This is a genomic window from Azospirillum oryzae, assembly GCF_900177515.1.
GTDB lineage: Bacteria > Pseudomonadota > Alphaproteobacteria > Azospirillales > Azospirillaceae > Azospirillum > Azospirillum oryzae_A.
In genome coordinates, this window is sequence record NZ_FXAK01000005.1 from 476,206 (window position 1) to 493,582 (window position 17,377).

General features: G+C 69.7%; 14 protein-coding genes. 1 reads left to right on the forward strand and 13 read right to left on the reverse strand.

All coding sequences use genetic code 11. The features are described 5' to 3' along the window. Nucleotides 1-153: 153 nt before the first annotated feature. The 5 genes from B9N97_RS10575 to B9N97_RS10595 form a co-directional block, all read right to left on the reverse strand. A complete protein-coding gene (locus B9N97_RS10575) occupies nucleotides 154-1,035 on the reverse strand; it encodes an OmpA family protein (protein WP_085086087.1) in 882 nt (293 codons plus the stop codon). Next, complete coding sequence (locus B9N97_RS10580; RefSeq protein ID WP_085086089.1) at nucleotides 1,022-1,885, reverse strand: motility protein A; 864 nt, start codon at nucleotides 1,883-1,885, stop codon at nucleotides 1,022-1,024. The genes B9N97_RS10575 and B9N97_RS10580 overlap by 14 nt, the downstream gene beginning before the upstream one ends. Nucleotides 1,886-1,980: 95 nt before the next feature. After that, a complete protein-coding gene (locus B9N97_RS10585) occupies nucleotides 1,981-3,216 on the reverse strand; it encodes a hypothetical protein (protein ID WP_085086091.1) in 1,236 nt (411 codons plus the stop codon). A gap of 88 nt (nucleotides 3,217-3,304) precedes the next feature. Next, nucleotides 3,305-4,801: an L-piperidine-6-carboxylate dehydrogenase gene (gene amaB, locus B9N97_RS10590; RefSeq protein ID WP_143266587.1), complete on the reverse strand. Its 1,497-nt coding sequence runs from the start codon at nucleotides 4,799-4,801 to the stop codon at nucleotides 3,305-3,307. A gap of 38 nt (nucleotides 4,802-4,839) precedes the next feature. Continuing rightward, nucleotides 4,840-6,498, reverse strand: a complete 1,659-nt coding sequence (locus B9N97_RS10595; RefSeq protein ID WP_085086712.1) for a thiamine pyrophosphate-binding protein — start codon at nucleotides 6,496-6,498, stop codon at nucleotides 4,840-4,842. A 114-nt stretch (nucleotides 6,499-6,612) separates the two neighbouring features. On the opposite strand from B9N97_RS10595, the gene gcvA reads away from it, so the two are divergent. Then, complete coding sequence (gene gcvA, locus B9N97_RS10600) at nucleotides 6,613-7,518, forward strand: transcriptional regulator GcvA (RefSeq protein ID WP_085086093.1); 906 nt, start codon at nucleotides 6,613-6,615, stop codon at nucleotides 7,516-7,518. A gap of 1 nt (nucleotide 7,519) precedes the next feature. Here gcvA and B9N97_RS10605 read toward each other — a convergent pair whose 3' ends face one another. The 8 genes from B9N97_RS10605 to B9N97_RS10640 form a co-directional block, all read right to left on the reverse strand. Beyond that, nucleotides 7,520-9,298 (reverse strand): ABC transporter ATP-binding protein/permease, encoded by a 1,779-nt coding sequence (locus B9N97_RS10605; protein WP_085086095.1) that lies wholly within the window; start codon nucleotides 9,296-9,298, stop codon nucleotides 7,520-7,522. Between the two features lie 117 nt (nucleotides 9,299-9,415). Beyond that, a complete protein-coding gene (locus B9N97_RS10610; protein ID WP_085086097.1) occupies nucleotides 9,416-10,804 on the reverse strand; it encodes an amidase in 1,389 nt (462 codons plus the stop codon). 94 nt (nucleotides 10,805-10,898) lie between these two features. Beyond that, the gene (locus B9N97_RS10615; protein ID WP_085086099.1) at nucleotides 10,899-11,672 is read right to left on the reverse strand and encodes an HNH endonuclease family protein; all 774 of its coding nucleotides are present in this window, start codon (nucleotides 11,670-11,672) and stop codon (nucleotides 10,899-10,901) included. Nucleotides 11,673-11,725: 53 nt separating this feature from the next. Then, nucleotides 11,726-12,670, reverse strand: coding sequence for an SDR family NAD(P)-dependent oxidoreductase (locus B9N97_RS10620; protein ID WP_085086101.1), 945 nt, complete (start codon nucleotides 12,668-12,670; stop codon nucleotides 11,726-11,728). A 484-nt stretch (nucleotides 12,671-13,154) separates the two neighbouring features. Next, nucleotides 13,155-14,342, reverse strand: a complete 1,188-nt coding sequence (locus B9N97_RS10625) for a phosphoserine transaminase (RefSeq protein ID WP_085086103.1) — start codon at nucleotides 14,340-14,342, stop codon at nucleotides 13,155-13,157. 132 nt (nucleotides 14,343-14,474) lie between these two features. Next, entirely contained in the window at nucleotides 14,475-14,948 is a 474-nt protein-coding gene (locus B9N97_RS10630; protein ID WP_244560658.1) for a hypothetical protein, read from the reverse strand. 129 nt (nucleotides 14,949-15,077) lie between these two features. Beyond that, nucleotides 15,078-15,431 (reverse strand): hypothetical protein, encoded by a 354-nt coding sequence (locus B9N97_RS10635; RefSeq protein WP_143266591.1) that lies wholly within the window; start codon nucleotides 15,429-15,431, stop codon nucleotides 15,078-15,080. Between the two features lie 132 nt (nucleotides 15,432-15,563). Further along, on the reverse strand, nucleotides 15,564-17,174 hold the full coding sequence (locus B9N97_RS10640; protein WP_244560659.1) for an EAL domain-containing protein: 1,611 nt from the start codon (nucleotides 17,172-17,174) through the stop codon (nucleotides 15,564-15,566). Between the last annotated feature and the right edge of the window lie 203 nt (nucleotides 17,175-17,377).

The window sequence follows — 17,377 nt, forward strand, 5'->3', positions numbered from 1 at the left end:
CCGAAATGCCCCAGTTGAAGGTTTCCGCCGGGAAACCTCCGCCAAGGGCGGCGCCATCGGGGTGGAGGACAATACGTCAACCAGATCGACCACCAGACCTCAGCATAGCCCCCTTCGCCATGTCGCTGCATTGCGTCAAATCAAACCCTGCCCCTATGGAATCGCCCTGACGGGGTCATTGCCGGCCGGAATGCCGTCGGCGCGGATTGTGATGGCGACGCGGCGGTTGCGGGCCAGCGATGCCGGGTCGCTGCCGGCGGACAGTGGCCGGGTGTCGGCGTAGCCCACCGCCGACAGCCGGTCCGCCGGCAATCCCAGCTCGATCAGCCGGCGGACCACGCTGGCCGCCCGGCCGCCCGATAGCTCCCAGTTTGAGGGGAAGCGGCGGTTGCCGATCGGCGTGGAGTCGCTGTGCCCCTCCACCACCACCTCACCGCGGGTCGCGGCCAGAGTCGGGGCCAGCCGGCGCAGCAGCCCGTCGCCGCCCGGAGTCAGGTCGGCCTGTCCGGGGGCGAAGAGGATGCCGTCGCCGATGACGATGCCGACGCGGTTCTGCCGCACGTCCACCGCCACGCTGGGCGGCACGCCCAGCTTGGCCAGGGCCTCGCGCCACCGGGCCGCGACCAGATCGGGGGCGGTCACCGCCACCTCGCCGTCATCCAGGCGCGGGCGCGGGTCGGGGGGCTGGGTCGGCTCCGGCAGAGCGGGTTGGGGAACCACGGCCGGTTCGGGCTCGTCGAACAGAGGCGGGAGCGGCGTTGCCGTGTGGAGCGCGACGGCAGGCGTTTCCGGCTGCGGCGTGGTCGGAAGCTGGTCCTTCAGCGTGGTGATCGCCAGCAACATGACGAACACCGACAGCAGCAGCGTGACGAGGTCGGAGTAGCTGAGCAGCCAGATCTCCTGGTCCTCTTCTGCCACCGCGGGCAGCAGGCCGCCGTTCGATCCGAAATTCGTCGCCCAGGTGGGGGTGGCGAGGTCCTGCGCGTCGTCCGGCGCCAGATCCCGGTCCCGCACCCCGTCTTCAGGAGGTGCCATGGAGTTCGTCCCCGCGCTCGCGCACGAACTCGGCGAGTGCTTCGGCGATGACCGTCGGCGAGCGGCCGAGACGCACCAGGATGATGCCCTCCAGCAGCACGTTCAGCATCGCCACGCGCCGCGCCGTGCGCTGCTCCAGCTTGATGGCGATCGGCTTGAAGACGAGGTTGGCCAGCACCACGCCGTACAGCGTCGCCACCAGCGCCACCGACATATGCTCGCCCACCTGCGAGATGGTGGCGGTGCCGAGCTGCGCCATCATGCCGATCAGCCCGACCAGCGTCGCCAGCAGCCCGAAGGCGGGCGCCAGACCGGCCAGCGTGCGGTACAGGCGCGATTGCACCGATTCCCGCTCGATCAGCTTCTGGATGCGCCAGTTCATCACATGGAGGATGTCGTTGACCGGCGTGCCGTCGGCGATCAGCTGCAACCCCAGCCGCAGGAAGGGGCTGCCGGCCTTGGTCCCCTGCTCCTCCGCCCGCTGTATTTGGCCGCGCTGGTAGAGGCGGGCGAAGGCCACCAGCTCCGCGATGTCGGGGGCGATGGACTCGTCGTCACGGAAGATCGCGCGGAGCGACGCCAGGGCGGTACGTAGTTCGCTGGCCCGGAAGGCCATCAAGGCGGCGACGGCGATGCCGCCGGCGATGATGACCGCGCCGGTGGGGTTCCACAGCGCCTCCATCCCATGGCCGATGCCGATGTAGGACAGCAACCCGAAGGCCCCGACAAGCCCAAAAACGGTGGCGTTCAGCAGGCGTGGAGAGCGAGAGGCCGCCGGGGCGGGAGTCGGTCTGCCGGGCGTCTGGGGCGGCGCCTGGGTGGGTGTTTGAGTTGGCGTTTGGATGGACATCCGACGCCTTCGTTGTTCGTTAGCATTTTAACTATTAGGAACCCGTAATGACCGGCTGTCAATCACGGGGCGCGGATGGCTGCGCCGTGCGGCGGTCAGCCGCGGCCCAGCAGCCGGCCGAACAGGCCGGGGCGGGGCGGCGGCGCGGGCTCCGTCGTTTCCGGAGGCGGCAAGAGTTCTTCCGGCTCCTCCGCGACGGGGCGGGGATGGCTCTCCGTCAGGCGGCGGGGAGCGGCAGCTGCGGCATCGGCGGCGCGGCCCTGGAAAAGGGTGACCCCGGCGGCGCGCCCGGTGTCGAGTGCCGAGGGTTCGTCGCAGCGCCACAGCACCAGCCGGTCGGCGCCGAACCGGGCGACCGCGGCAGCGAGCAGGTCTCCGGCGCCGGTGGTGCCGCGGATCCACTGCGTCTTGATGAAGACGGGCTCCAGCCCGGCCAAATCCAGGCTGCCGAGCGCCGCCAGCGGCACATGGTCCGGTGCCACCGCGAATCCGGCATCGCTGAGCCGTCCCGCCGCCGCGACCACCTGCGCCGGGGCGAGAGTCAGTTCCCAGCAGGGAAACTCGGCGGTGATCCGACCGCGCATCTCCGTCGGGATGGCGCGGGCCAGTTCCTCGAAGTCGTCGTCCAGCACCGTCGCCGTGTGCAGATCGACGGTGAAGGGGCGGGGGTCGTGGGCGCGGTCACGGGCGATATGGCGCAACAGCCCGCGGTCGAGCCGCACCGCCACCTCGTGCCGCAGCCAGGAATCGCGCCGGAGCGACAGGGAGAGGCGGGATTCCAACTCCTCCAGCGACACCGCCAGTTCGGTGGCGACCACGGTGGGGCGGTCGGTGGCGAAGGACCACACCGGCTGCTCGCGGACGATGCTGTCGACATCGGCGCCGTGCAGCACCCGCTCCACCTCCAGCAGATGGGCAAGCGCGGCGGTGGGCGCGCGTTCCGCCGCCTCGCGCAGGGCGGCGGTGGCGTCGTCGGGGAACAGGTCGGCGAACAGCCGCTCCGCCTCCGTCGCCACGTCGTAGCGGGTGGCGTGAAGCGTGCCGAAGCCGTGGGACAACAGCATGTGGCCCAGTGCCTTCGCCCCGGCGTCGAGCAGCGGGCCGGCATCGGTCGGCGCCAGGATCAGCAGGCGGGGACCGGCCAGCCGGAACACCTCGCGCGGCTGGCTGCCCAGCCAACTTTGCAGATAATGGTCGAGCGTCATGGCGAAGCGGGGATCGCCGCCATGTTCGATCCCGCGCAGGTCGGCCAGCAGGGCCGCCAGCGGTTCCGGCGCCGCCCGCAGGGCCTGCAGGCGTGCCAGAACCGTATGACCTGCCGCGTCCGCCATCGCTCCCCTCGACTTCACCTTCGCTGCCGGAGTGTCGCGCCGGGCGAAGAGGGTCGCAAGGGGCGATGACGCCGCGGGGACGCTGGAGTCAGCCCATGATCTCGAACTTGATGCCCTGGGCCAGCGGCAGCGCGGAGGAATAGTTCACCGTCGCGGTCTGGCGCCGCATGTAGGCCTTCCAGGAATCCGACCCGGATTCACGGCCGCCGCCGGTCTCCTTCTCGCCGCCGAAGGCGCCGCCGATCTCGGCACCGCTGGGACCGATGTTGACGTTGGCGATGCCGCAGTCAGACCCGGCGGCCGACAGGAAGCGCTCCGTCTCACGGATGTCGGTGGAGAAGATGCAGGAGGACAGGCCCTGCGGTACTGCGTTCTGCAGCGCGATGGCCTCCTCCAGCGTGTCGTAGGTCAGGACGTAGAGGATCGGGGCGAAGGTCTCGTGACGCACCACCTCGGTCTGGGCCGGCATCTCGACGATGGCCGGGGTGACGTAATAGGCGTTCGGGAAGCGGTCGGTCAGCGTGCGCTCGCCGCCGGTCACCGTGCCGCCCTCCGCCTTCGCGGAGTCCAGCGCGCGCTGCATCGCCTTGAAGGCGTCGGCATCCACCAGCGGACCCATCAGCACGCCGGTCTCCAGCGGGCTGCCGATCGAAACCGAGGCATAGGCCGCCTTCAGGCGCGGCAGCAGCTGGTCCTTGACCGAACGGTGGACGATCAGCCGGCGCAGCGTGGTGCAGCGCTGGCCGCAGGTGCCGACGGCGGAGAACAGGATGGCGCGCAACGCCATGTCGAGGTCGGCCGACGGCGCCACGATCATGGCGTTGTTGCCGCCCAGCTCCAGGATCGAGCGGCCGAAGCGCTCCGCCACCACCTTGGCGACCTCGCGGCCCATGCGGGTGGAGCCGGTGGCCGAGACGATGGGGAAACCGGGGTGGGCGACCAGCGCCTCGCCGACCTCACGGCCGCCCTGGACGACCTGGGACAGATTGGCCGGCGCGTCGCCGAAGCGGGCGACGGCGCGGTCGAAGATGACCTGACAGGCGGCGGCGGTCAGCGGGGTCTTTTCCGACGGCTTCCAGACGACCGGGTCGCCGCAGACCAGCGCCAGTGCCGCGTTCCACGACCACACCGCCACCGGGAAGTTGAAGGCGGAGATGACGAGGCAGGGGCCGGCCGGGTGCCAGGTCTCGCGCATCGAATGGCCCGGACGCTCCGACGCGATGGTCAGGCCGTAGAGCTGGCGCGACAGGCCGACGGCGAAGTCGCAGATGTCGATCATCTCCTGCACTTCGCCCAGGCCTTCCTGGTAGATCTTGCCGGCTTCAAGCGAAACCAGACGGCCGAGATCCTCCTTGGCGGCGCGCAGTTCCTCGCCCAGCAGGCGGACCAGCTCGCCGCGGCGCGGGGCCGGCACGGAACGCCACGCCTCGAAGGCGCGGGCGGCGTTGGCGACGATGTCCGACACCTGCGACGGCGCGGTCTCCGCCACCGTGGCGAGCGTGGCGCCGTCCACCGGCGACCGGGCGGTGAGACCGGAATCGCTGGAGGTCAGGCCGAAACGGGAGAGGATGTCGCTGTGCTGCACCGGGGTGGCTCCTTGGGTCAAAAAGCGAGGCGTAGAATTCACTTCCCCTTGCCCGCCGCACGGATCTCGGAGAGCGTCCGGGTCGGGGTCAGGGCTTCGGGGTCGAGCTTGATGTGGATGATGGCCGGCAGGCCCGACGCGCGGGCGCGCTCGAAGGCCGGGGCGAACTGGTCGGTGGTCTCCACCGTTTCGCCATGGCCGCCATAGGCGCGGGCAAAGGCGGCGAAGTCGGGATTCTGCAAACGGGTGCCGGACACGCGGCCGGGATACTCGCGTTCCTGATGCATGCGGATGGTGCCGTACATGCCGTTGTCGACGACCAGCACGATCACGGCGGCCCCCTCCTGAACGGCGGTGCCGAACTCCAGCCCTGTCATCTGGAAGCAGCCGTCGCCGGCGAAGCACAGCACGTCGCGGGTGCGGTGCTGCAACTTGGCGGCGATGGCGGCGGGAAGGCCGTAGCCCATGGACCCGCAGACCGGCGCCGCCTGGGTGCCGAAGCGGCGGAAACGGTGGAAGCGGTGGATCCAGGTGGCGTAATTGCCGGCGCCGTTGGTGAAGATGGCGTCATGCTCCAGCCGCTCGTCCAGCCAGGCCATGATGCGGCCCATCTGCACGTCGCCGGGGATGGTGTCGGGCGGGGTGCTCCAGGCGTCGTAGGCGGCGTGTGCGGCCTCGGCGCGGGCCTTCCATTCCGGCTTCGCGGTCAGGCTCAATTCCGACACTGCGTCGAGAAAGCCGGCCGGCGTGGCGACCATGCCCAGCGTCGGGCGATAGACCCGGCCGATCTCTTCGGCGCCCGGATGGATGTGCACCACGGCTTTTCCCGGATCGGGAATCCCAAGCAGTTCGTAGGCTTGCGACGGCACTTCGGAGAAGCGGTCGCCCAGCAGGATCAGCAGGTCGCTGTCCCTGACCAGCGCCGCCAGCTTCGGATTGATGCCCAGCCCGATGTCGCCGGCATAGAGCGGGTGGCAATGATCGAACAGCATCTGTCGGCGGAAGGTCACCGCCACCGGCAGCGACAGCTTCTCGGCAAAGCCCTGCAGCGCCGCAGCCAATTCCGCAGTCCAGCGCGAGCCGCCGACCACCAGAAGCGGCCGTTCCGCCTTGGCCAGCAAGGCGCCGAAGGACGCCAACTGCGCCGGCGTGGGGGCGCACTCCACCGCTTCCGCAAACGGGGCGATCTCGACGTCTGCGGTCTCGATCAGCGTGTCTTCCGGCAGGGCCAGCACCACCGGACCGGGGCGGCCGGCCATCGCGGTGTGGAAGGCGCGGGAGATTATTTCCGGTACGCGGTCGGCGCTGTCGATCTCGGCGACCCACTTGCACATGCCGCCGAACAGCTTGCCGTAATCTACCTCCTGGAACGCGTCGCGGCCGCGCATGCCGCGTTCGATCTGGCCGACCAGCACGACCATCGGGGTTTCATCCTGCTGGGCGACATGGATGCCCGACGCGGCGTTGGTGGCGCCGGGACCGCGGGTGACGAGGCAGACGCCGGGGCGGCCGGTCAGCTTGGCCTGCGCCTCCGCCATCATCGCGGCGCCGCCTTCGTGGCGGGCGACGACCATCTCGATCGGGCTGTCGTGCAGGGCGTCCAGTACGGCGAGATAGCTCTCGCCCGGCACGCCGAACACCCGCCGCACGCCCTGCGCTTCCAGCGCTTCGACGACCAACTGACCACCGGTCTTCATCGCGATGCCGCCCTGCCTGTTCAGGATCTCCAGGATAGCGAGCGTGCCGTGCCGTGCGCCAGGGCGCAAACGACTTTCTTTCCACAGGTCATGAGCTTTGGTAATGAAGAGGTCATGGATCTGCAGCGCCGCCTCCTCCCCTCCATGAGCATGCTGACCGCCTTCGAGGCGGCGGCCCGCACCGGCAGCTTCACCGCCGCGGCGGCGGAGCTGTCGCTGACGCAAGGGGCGGTCAGCCGGCAGATCAAGGCGCTGGAGGACCAGATCGGCACGCCGCTGTTCACCCGCAAGGGCCAGCGGGTGACGCTGACCCCGACCGGGGCGCTCTATGCCGACCCGATCCGCGACGCCCTGCGCCAGATCGCGGCGGCAACCGTGCGGACCATCGCCGCGCCCAAGGGCGGCGTGCTGAACCTCGCCATCCTGCCGACCTTCGGCACGCGCTGGCTGGTGCCGCGGCTGCCGGCCTTCCAGGCGGCGCACCCGCAGGTGACGATCCACTTCACCACCAAGCTGGCGCCCTTCGATTTCCGCCTGCACGACCTGGACGCCGCCATCCACTACGGCTTCGGCGACTGGCCCGACGCTGTCTGCGACCATCTGCTGGACGAGGAGGTGCTGCCGGTCTGCTCCCCCGCCTTCCTCAGGGCGCATCCGGTGGCGGAGCCGGCCGACCTGCTGTCGCTGCCGCTGCTGCACACCAGCACCCGCGCCGATGCGTGGAACGAGTGGCTGTCGGCCCAGGGGCTGCCGCCGCGTCCTGGCGCCGGCATGGTGTTCGAACAGTTCGCAACCACCGCCCAGGCGGCAGAGGCGGGTCTGGGTGTTGCCCTGCTGCCGACCCTGCTGGTCCGCGCCGAGTTGGACGACGGCACCCTGGTTCCGGCCATCGACCGTCCCCATCGCAGCGCGCGTGCTTATTACCTCGTCCACCCCCGCGGCAAGGCTGACCACCCGCCTTTTGCTGCCTTCCGGCAGTGGCTGCTGGCGGAGGCGCGGGGGGAGCGGCCGCCTGCGTAGCCTATACGGCAGCCAACTCCCCGATCCCGTCACGGTCGCGCCGAACCGTCAGCCGGCGGTCGTGGAAAGCGGCGAGGGCGGGGCGGTGGCCGACGCTGATCAGGGTGGTGCCGGGCAGGCGAGTGCGAAGCAGGCCGTAAAGCCGCTCCTCCGTCTCCGGGTCGCAGGCGGAGGTGGCCTCGTCCAGATAGAGCCAGTCGGGCTTGTGCAGCAGGGCGCGGGCGACGGCGATGCGCTGCTGCTCGCCGCCGGACAGGCGTTGCGACCAGTGGTCCTCCTCGTCCAGCCGGTCGGCAAAGCCGGCCATGCCGACGGCGTCCAGCACCTCGCGCACTGCCTCCGCCTCGAAGGCGTCGGCAGCGGCGGGATAGGTGACGGCAGCGCGCAGGCTGCCGATCGGCAGATAGGGCTTCTGCGGCAGGACCATGCTGCCGTTGGCGGTGGCGTTGGCCCCGGCAGGCAGGGCAATGCGGCCGCGGCCGAAGGGCCAGATGCCGGCGATGGCGCGCAGGATGGTGCTCTTGCCCGACCCCGAGGGGCCGGTGATCAGCAGCCTGTCGCCCGGCCGCACCGTCAGGTCGGCGCGGACCAGCGGCGTGCCGCCGTTGGGCAGGGTCAGGGCCAGCCCGTCCAGCGTCAGGGCGCCGTCCGTGGCCGCCGCACGCTCCACCCCCGCATGGTCGCGGGCATCGGCGCGGACTGTCTGCACCGCATGGTGGAAGCCGGTCAGACGGCTGGTGGTGGCGTGCCAGTCGGCGAGGTTCACATAGGCGTCGATGAACCAGGACATCGCCCCCTGCACCTGCCCGAAGGCCTGGGAGGTCTGCATCAGCGACCCCAGCGGCAGGGCACCGCTGAAATAGCGCGGGGCGGCGACCAGCAGCGGGAAGATGATGGCGATCTGGCCATAGGCGGAGGTGAACCAGACCAGCCGCTTCTGCGTGCGCATCAGCGACCACCAGTTGGCGACGACGCGGGCGAAGCGGTCACCGAAGCCTCGCGCCTCCTGCGCCTCGCCCTGCTGCAGGGCAACGCTCTCGGCATTCTCGCGCAGGCGGACCAGGGCGAAGCGGAAGTCGGCCTCGTAGCGCTGCTGGTCGAAGCTGAGCCGGGCCAGCGGCCTGCCGATCCGGTGGGTGATCCAGGTGCCGGCGACGGCATAGACCAGCGCCACCCACACCATGTAGCCGGGCAGGTCGATGCCCAGCCAGGGGATGGTGACCGACCCCGACAGGCTCCACAGGATGGCGAGGAAGGAGACCAGCGAGACCAGATTGGTCAGGAAGCCCAGCGACAGGCTCAGCGTCAGTTGGACGAAGCTGCGCAGATCCTCGGCGATGCGCTGGTCGGGGTTGTCGGTGCCGGTGTTGGCGAATTGCAGCCGGTAATAGGTCTGGTTCTGCAGCCAGTCGCCGAGATAGCGCTCGGTCAGCCAGCGGCGCCAGCGGATCTGCAGCATCTGGTTCAGGTAGAGGCGATAGACCGCCACCGCGATGAAAACCAGCGCCAGACCGCCGAACACCAGCAGGGCATGGATGAAGCCGCTCTGGTCCTTCTCCTGCAGCGCGTCGAAGATGTCGGCGTTGATCTGGGTGAACCAGACCTCCATGAACACCGCCGCCAGATTGAGGACGACGATCGCCGCCAGCAGGCCGCGCGCCGCCCATTTCTCCTCCGACGACCAATAGGGTTTGGTCAGGCGCCAGACGTCTGACAGGAAATCACGGGCGGCGGACAGGCGTCCGGTGGGGGCAGGCGGGGTATATGCACGCGCGGGCATCGGTCGGGCACTCGCAAGCGATCAGCACATGATCTGCCGATTACCACCCTTTGCCGCCCCGAAGGCATGAATTCGCTGTCACCTGCCGCGGATCATGCCCCGGCGGCAGGTGCCCGGTCAGGGAGCCCAGGCGGCGGCCCAGCGGTGGACGAACCCGGCTTCCCGCTCCAGCATGCGGCCCAGGCGGATCAGGCGCCGTTCCTCGCCCGGCCGGGCGATCAGCTGGATGCCGAAGGGCAAACCGTCTCCGCCGACCGGCAGGGTCAGCACCGGGAAGCCGATCAGCGTGACGATGGCGGTGACGCCGAGATAGTCGAGGATGGTCTCCACCGGCCGCCCGTCGATCACCGTCACCTCGCCGTCGTCGTTCGGCCAGGGCAGCACGCCGCAGGCCGGGGCGGCCAGCACGTCGATCTCCTCGAACAGCGCGACGAAGCGGCGGTAGAGCACCGTGCGGGCGGCCTGCGCCTCCAGATAGGCGTCGGCGGTGATGCCGGCCCCGGCCTCGATGTTCCAGCGGATGGTGTCGGTCAGCGCCTCGCCATGCTTTGCCAGCATCGGGCCGAAGGCGTGGCGAGTCTGAGCGGCGCGCAAAGTGCGGAAGGTCGCCATGGCGTCGCCGCAGTCGGGATGGCGGCGCGCCACCGGCCCGGCGGCCCGCTCCAGCCGCTCGACCGCCTCGGCGAAGCGCTCCCGCACCGCCTGGGAGACGGTGGCGACGCCGAAATCGGCGGTGGCGCCCAGCCGCGTCTCCGACCCGTCGTCGCAGTCGCCGAACAGGGAGGTCGGGTCGCGCAGGTCGCTGCCGGCCATCGCCGACAGCAGCAATGCGCAATCCGCCGTGTCGCGCGCCAGCACGCCATGGGTCGCCAGCGTGTCCCAGCCCAGTGCGCGGCCGGGCGCCGGGATCAGCCCCGGAGTCGGCCGGATGGAAGCGACGCCGCAGAAGCTGGCCGGGACCCGCACCGACCCGCCATAATCGGTGCCGTGCGCCAGCGGCGCCATACCGACCGCGACCGCCGCCGCCGACCCGCCGCTCGACCCGCCGGAGGTCAAAGCCGGATCGGCCGGGTTGCGGGTCGGTCCGTACAGGCGGTTCCGGCAGATGGCGCCGAATCCGAATTCCGGGGTGTTGGTCTTGCCGATGACGATGCCGCCCGCCGCCTCGATCCGCGCCACCGCGATGTCGCTGCCGGCCGGCACATGGTCGGCGTAGAGCGCCGAGCCGTAGGTGGTGCGGATGCCGGCGGTGTCGGTCAGATCCTTCACCGCCACCGGCACGCCATGCAGCCGCCCGACGGGCGCCGGCCGGGCATCCAGCGCGTCGGCGCGGGCCAGCGCCTTGTCGGCGGCGACGGTGATGAAGGCGGACAGCGCCGGTTCAGCCGCGGCGATCCGCGCCAGATGCACCTCGACCGCCTCGCGTGCCGACAGCTCCCGCTTCGCCAGCCGTTCCGCCAGGGTGGCGGCGCTTTCCCGCCATAGGGCGTTGGACTCTCCGTTCATGAATTCCTCCCGTTCCGGCCATCCGGTTTTGGGGTGGACGGTAGCGCGAAACCGGTGGTGCGCCCAACAATGCACCGGGCAGGGCAGGGCTGCGTCAGCGCTGCTGCCCGGCCGAGGTGCGGCAGTCGTTCAGGATGTTGCCGACCGTCACCCGCTCCCGCTCGTCCATGCTGAGGCTCCAGCGCGCCTTCACCAGGATCCAGTCGGCGACATAGAGGCAGATGCCGTCGCGCTTGGGCGGCAGCCACTCCTCCGGCCCCTTGGAGCCCTTGGCGCGGTTGGCCTCGCGGCTGGAGACCAGCAGGGTCAGCGGGTCGCTGGTGTCGTTGGCGTAGGCGGCACGCTTCTCGCGACTCCAGTCGTAGCCGCCGCTGGCATAGGCCTCCTCCAGCGGCACCCGGTGGTCGATGTCGACCATCTGCGGGTCGGTGAAGCGTTCGCCGGTGTAGGGGTCGATCCAGTCCCCTGATTTCACGCTGCAGCCCTTGGCGTCGAGCGTCGCCGGGCGGCGGGAATCACGGATAAGCACCTTCTCGCGCGCGTTCAGGCAGCCGCCTTCCAGCGCCAGCCAGTGCGGCCACGCATCGCGGTCGTAGCCGCGGCGCTTTTCGGACTCCACCCGGATGCTGTCGAGCTGCCGGGCGACCTCGGTATAATCGATCTTGTCGGTGGCACGGGCGACGACCGGCGGAGGCGGCTCGGCCTGCTCCTGCCTGCGTGGCTGGCGGGGGCGTTGGGTTTCCTGCCCCAGCAGGCGGTCGAGCGTGCCGGGCGGGATGATGTGGACCCGCTCCGCCAAGGCGACGGCGGCGAGGATCGCCAGGACGACGAACAGGCCCCGCAGGGAGAGGGATCGGCGGCGGGGCATGTTTCATTCACCTTGATGACTGCTCCCCCTCATACTCGCCTATGGCACCGCCCTCAAGGCATACGGCCGGTCAGGGTGGCGCTCAGGCCCTGGAGCAGGCCGACCTGGCACATGGTGTCGAAGGTGGAGCGCATCAGCGACGGGTCGCCGATCGACACGCGGATGTCGCCGGCCCGCGGTTCGGTGTGGCGGCGGCGGACCTTGCTGTTGCACAGCTCCTGCAGCACCTCCAGCAGCATCACCAACGAGGTCGCGCGGCCGGTGCAGAGGTTGTAGACCTGCGACCCGGCGAATCGCCGCTCCATGGTCAGTGCCAGGATGCGGACCACGTCGCCGACGAAGACGAAGTCGCGGACCTGCTGGCCGTCGCCGTGGATCTCCACGTCCTCGCCGCGGGCGACCCGGCGGGCGAAGATGGAGATCACGCCGGAATAGGGCGACATCGGGTCCTGGCGGGGGCCATAGACGTTGAAGAAGCGGAAGCCGACCGTCGGCACCCCCTGGATCGCCCAGGCGACGCGGGCATGCATCTCGCAGCCCAGCTTGTCGACGCCATAGGCCGACAGCGGGCGTGGCAGCTCGTCCTCCTTCAGCGGCGTGTTGGTGTTGTCGCCATAGACAGCGGCGGAGGAGGCGTAGACCACCGGGACCGGGCTGCCGCGCTTGGCGTCGCGCGCCGCCTCGAACACGGTGACGGTGCCCAGCAGGTTGGTGCGGTGGGTCTCCGCCCACAGCTCGCGCGATTTCTGGACCGAGGCGACGGCGGCGAGGTGAAAGACGCCGTCCACCCCTTCGCCATTGTCGCCGGCCATCGCCTCGCGCACCGCGTCGGGATCGGCGACGTCGCCCACCACCAGCGCCGCGGCGCTCGGCTTGTTCTCCAGCCGGCCGCTCGACATGTTGTCGAGGATCGTCACCCGGTGCCCGTCGGCGAGCAGCCGGTCGGCCAGATGCGAGCCGATGAATCCGCAGCCGCCGGTGATGAGGTAGTGCGCCATGGTCGTTCCCGAGCCCTTCCGTCGTTGCACCGGCGTTGCCGCACCGCAGCGGGACCGCCGGAAATCCCTTCCAAGAGTCGGGACACAACCGACAGCCTGCCAGACCATCTTCGGGATAGGGCGGTGCCTCAACCGGGGAACCGCCCCCGCCCGTCCGGCGACCGTAGGGGCGAATCGGTCCCGTTTCCTCCATGACGGTTTCGGGACAGGCGCGACCGATGGTTCAACAGGCTTATCCACCACCTTGTCCACGGTTCTGTGGATAACCATGGTCAAGCTTGCGAGGTCGGAACGCGCGTCGGGCCGGTCACACTGGTGCAGAAATGCTGCGGTGTACGAACGGTTCCTTGCCCCGATCCTTTGCTGCAAAGCACAAAAGACGCGCATGCAAAAAGCCCCACCGTGGCGGCTATGCCACGGTGGGGCTTTTTAAGGGGAGTAGAACAGGGCTGTGGACTACGGCCCGGCTCGCGCTTGACCGACCTCAACCCCGCTTGGGGCCGAGAACCTCCGCCTTCACGGTGGCGAAGGCCCAATCGAGCCAGGGCAGCACCGCCTCCATATCCTCGTTCTCCACCGTGGCGCCGCCCCACAGCCGCAGGCCGGGAGGCGCGTCGCGGTAGGAGCCGGCGTCGAAGGCGGCCTCCTCCTTCTCCAGCAGGGCAGACAGCTTCTTGGCGAAGGCGGCCTGCGCCTCCTCCGGGAGGGCGGTCACGTCGGGGTCGGTGAAGCGCAGGCAGATCGAGGTGCAGGAGCGGTTGGCCGGATCCGTGGCCAGGAAGCCGGCCCAGGGGCTGGTCTCCACCCATTCCGTGACGATGCGAAGATTCTGCTCCGACCGGCGGATCAGCTGGGTCAGTCCGCCCAGCGACAGGGCCCAGCGCAGGCCGTCGATGGCGTCCTCGACGCACAGCATCGACGGCGTGTTGATGGTGTCGCCTTCGAAGATGCCTTCGATCAGCTTGCCGTTCTTGGTCAGGCGGAAGATCTTCGGCAGCGGCCGGTCGGGCTGGAAGCTCTCCAGCCGTTCCACCGCGCGCGGGCTCAGCACCAGCATGCCGTGCGCCGCCTCGCCGCCCAGCACCTTCTGCCAGGACCAGGTGGCGACGTCGATCTTGTGCCAGGGCAGCGCCATGGCGAAGGCGGCGGAGGTGGCGTCGCAGATGGTCAGCCCTTCGCGATCGTCGGCGATCCAGTCGCCGTCGGCCACCCGTACGCCGGCGGTGGTGCCGTTCCAGGTGAAGACGACATCGCGGTTGAAATCGACCGCCGACAGGTCCGGCAACTCGCCATAGGGGGCGATCAGGTTGCGGACGTCCGGCAGCTTCAGCTGTTTGGCGACATCCGTCACCCATTCCTTGCCGAAGCTTTCCCAGGCCAGCATGTCGACGCCGCGGGCGCCCAGCATCGACCACAGCGCCATCTCCACCGCACCGGTGTCGGAGGCGGGGACGATGCCGATGCGATAGTCGCCGGGGATGCCCAGCACCGCGCGGGTGAGGTCGATGACCTCCTTCAGCTTGGCCTTGCCCGGCTTGGAGCGGTGGGAGCGGCCGAGCAGCGCGCCGTCCAGTGCGTCGAGCGACCAGCCCGGACGCTTCGCGCAGGGACCCGAGGAGAAGAGCGGAGTGTTGGGCCGACGGCTCGGCCGGCTGGCGCTGCTGGCAGTCATGGAGCGAACTTTCTGGGGCGGACTTCCTGTCCCGGAACGGGAATGCGCGGAGGTCCGGACCTTAAAAGCTGCGCCTGCCGCCGTCAATCGAGGGACACGGCGCGGGAGGCGGAACCCTGCCGTGCCGATTGCTCACTTGCTGCGGCCGATCCTGCCGTTGCGATAGGTCCAGGCGGCCTCGCCCCCGCCGCCGGGCTGCGGCATCGAGACGGTCAGGACATCGTTGTCGATGGTGACCTGGGCGGCATCGCTGCAGGACCCGAAGGGATAGGAGACCAGCGGCTGCGGCCCGCCGACCTCCAGAATGCGGAAGCGGGTGGGGCAGTCCTTGGCGCCGGTGTCGGCCTGGAACAGGGCGATCCAGCGGTCCTTCAGGGAATAGGCGCCGACGAAGGACAGCATGTCGCTCTCCTTGTCTTCGAACACGGGCTTGTCGTTCACCGACACCTGGGTGTGCTTCGGTCCGATGTCGGTCATCGTCAGCACGGTGTTGCCAAGCGCCGCCATCAGGCGGGGCTCGGCCGCATCGGCGGAACCGGCGCCGGCGATCCCGAAGGCGATGGAAAGGCTGCCCACTACCGCGGCGCACACACTATGAACCCGCAAAGCCCGTCTCCCTGGCTGCTGCGCCCCGGCGGGGCGGCTTAACCGAACGGGGCGCACCATAATGCGGGGAGCGCTCTGCCGGAAGCCGTCCTTTTCGCCGGGTGGGCCGCTGCGTCAGCGCCGGTACCGTCAGCGGATGTTGACGCTGAGGCCGAAGCCGGGGACCACGGGCGGCGCGTAGACGACGGGCGGCGGTGCATAGATCACCCGCGGCGGCGGCGCGTAGACCACAGGGGGCGGCGCGTAGACGACGGGCGGCGGGGCGTAATAGGCGCCGCGCTCGCGCCAATGGCGGTGATGAGGGCGCTCCCAACGCCAGTCCGGTCCGCCGCGGCCGGGGCCGTACCATTCGCGGCCATGGTCGCCTCGTCCGCGCCAGCCGTCATGGGCGGCGGCAGGGCTGGCGGTGGCGCCCAGCATCGATCCGGCGACCAGAGCGCCCAGAACCACGGCTTTCAATCCAAAACCAAAGCGGCCAGTCATTCCGGCGTCCTCCTGGTGTCGGGGGGTATCTTGTCCCCTCATGAGCCGATGAACGTCGCCGCTCCGGCTTTCATTCCACTCGGAAGCAAAAGATTTGGTCGTATGGCGTCGGTTATAGATGGGGGAGCGGCCTCAGGCCCAGCCGTCCGACAGGCCAGGACGGGCGGGAGCCGGCGGGGCGAACAGGCTTGCCGGCTTGTAGGCCGGGCGGTCTGCCGGTCTGCCGAAATGATAGCCCTGGGCCAGTTCGAAGCCCCAGGCGTTGAGCTGCGCCGCCTGATCCTGCGTCTCCACCATCTCGGCGATCACCTGCACGCGGATTTCCCGGCACAGCCCGACCATGGCGCGCAGGATGGCGTCGTCGCGCGGGCTGCCGCCCAGCCGGCGGACATAGCTGCCGTCGATCTTCACGAAATCCACCGGCAGGGCCTGGATGTAGGGAAAGGACGCCGCGCCGGCCCCGAAATCGTCCAGGCAGATGCGGTGGCCGGCACGGCGCAGTTCCTCCAGCACGCGGGCGGCGCGCGGCAGGTCGGTCAGGCCGGTCGATTCGGTCACCTCCACCAGCAGGCGGGAGCGCAGCGCCGGATCGCGGGCGACCAGCCGCTGGAAAGCCACCACGAAGATGTCGCTGCCCAGCGAGGCCGCCGACATGTTCACGGCGATCTGCAGCGTCGGGTCGGTTGACAGCGTCTCCAGCGCCTTTTCGCAGACCAGCAGGTCGACGTCGTGGACCATGCCGATCTGCTCGGCGAAGGCAATGGTCGGGCCGGGGGCACCGTTGGGGAAGCGGGCCAGCGCCTCGTAATGGTGCAGGCCGCGGGTGGCGAGCGAGACGATGGGCTGGAACTGCAGCTTCAGCCGGTCGTCGGTCAGGGTGGTGCGCAGGCTGGTCACCCGCGTCACCGTCTGGTCGACCAGCAGCTTCACCGCGTCATGCATGGTGGAGATGTCGAACTTGGCCGTCTCCTCGGCGAAGCTCTTCACCGTGAACATCAGGACGCGCCCGGCGTCCTCGCGGCTGAGGCCGGGGGCGGACATGTCCAGCGTCAGGTTTTCCGAGGCCAGCGGCTGGCCGTCCGGCGACAGGCTCGCGCCGGTCACCGCGATTTCGTCGGCGAGAGCGCCGGCCGACAGGTCGCTGCCGTGGACGAGGCCGAAGCGGTCCTCTCCCAGCCGCGTCGCCAGCGTGTCGTCGGCGGCATGGACGCGCAGCAGCGCCCCGACCTCCCCCAGCAGGCGCAGCGTCAGTTCCGGGCCCAGGCGCGATTTGACCTCGCCGAAATCGGCGATCTTGATGAGCGTCAGCTTCGGCGGCGACTGGCCGACATCGACACCGAAGCGTTCGCCAAGCTGCGCCTGGAAGGCCTCTGGATCGAGCAGCCCGGTCTCCGCATCGCGGGCCGGCGCCTCGGCTCCTTTGCTTTCCGACCGGGTCAGCGTCAGTTGCACGTTGGGAGACCGGCCGAGCCGATAGCCGGACAGGGTGGCCTGCGTCCCGCCCGCCAGAGCGACCGTCCGCGGCTCCAGCCGGCGGTTTGACCCGGCGGTGCGCAGCAGGCGCCGCACCAGCCCACGGTCGCCGGCCGCCAGCATCCGGTCGATCGGCTGTCCGATCAACTCGGCATCGGTGATGCCCAGGACATGCTGCAAGGCGCCGGCGGCGAAGCCGATGAGTCCGCGGGCGTCCACCTCGATCAGCACATCCGCATTGGCAAATGCGAAGCCAAGGAAGCGTGCCACGTCCGATGTCATGATGCCTCGGCAAGGATCGCGGTTGGATGGACCGACCGGATGCGTCACATCCGGCGAAATAATATGTCTACAAAATGTTCGCACTTAAAACGTAAAGGAAACCCTACCACTATCGAAATTACCTTATGGTGAATGTCCGCCGTCTCGGGCCGCCTGCCCAGGCAGAGGGGGTGCGGGGCCGGTGCTATCGG